Annotated in this window: 1 protein-coding gene; it reads right to left on the bottom strand. The window is 56.9% G+C overall.

The window, feature by feature from the left end; genetic code table 11:
* Nucleotides 1–685, bottom strand: a 685-nt coding sequence (locus TBC1_RS18325; RefSeq protein WP_201781666.1) for a hypothetical protein, incomplete at both ends; no start/stop codon positions are given.

Raw genomic sequence — 685 nt, 5'->3', positions numbered from 1 at the left:
TCCAGAGCAGGCTGGTATAATCGGTAGCGGTGGCGGTGCTCAGGGTGTAGGTCGAGCTTTCACAGATGGTGGCATCATCGCCGGCGCTGACAATGGCCTGCGGGTTGATCGTCAGGGTCATCTGGTCGATGTCTCCGGCACATGGAGCGGCTGAAGTTACCGTCATTGTCAGGATTACTGATCCGTCGTCGATGTCATTCTGACTTGGTGTGTAAACCGGATTTTGTACCGAAGTCGAACTGAATGAGCCGGTTCCGCTGGTACTCCAGAGGATGGTAGCGGCATTCGTGGCAACAGCGGTACTCAGAGTATAGGTTGATCCTTCGCAGATGGTTGCATCGGTTCCTGCATCGGCCGTGGCCTGCAGGCTGATCGTCAATACCATATCATCGCTGGCCTCAACACACGGGGCAGCAGACTGGGCGGTCAGCGTCAGGGTGACGCTTCCGGCGGCAATGTCCGCTGCACTCGGGGTGTAGGTCGCAGCAAGGATGGTAGCATCGTCGAACGTGCCTGTGCCGCTTGATGTCCAGAGCAGACTGGTATAATCAGTTGCCGTGGCACTTGTCAGGGTGTATGTCGAACTTTCACAGATCGTGGCATCATCGCCGGCACTCACTATAGCCTGCGGGTTGATCGTCAGGGTCATCTGGTCGATGTCTCCGGCACATGGAGCGGCTGAAGT

The organism is Lentimicrobium saccharophilum (assembly GCF_001192835.1).
Lineage (GTDB): Bacteria > Bacteroidota > Bacteroidia > Bacteroidales > Lentimicrobiaceae > Lentimicrobium > Lentimicrobium saccharophilum.
This window is presented reverse-complemented; position numbering and strand designations above follow the sequence as displayed.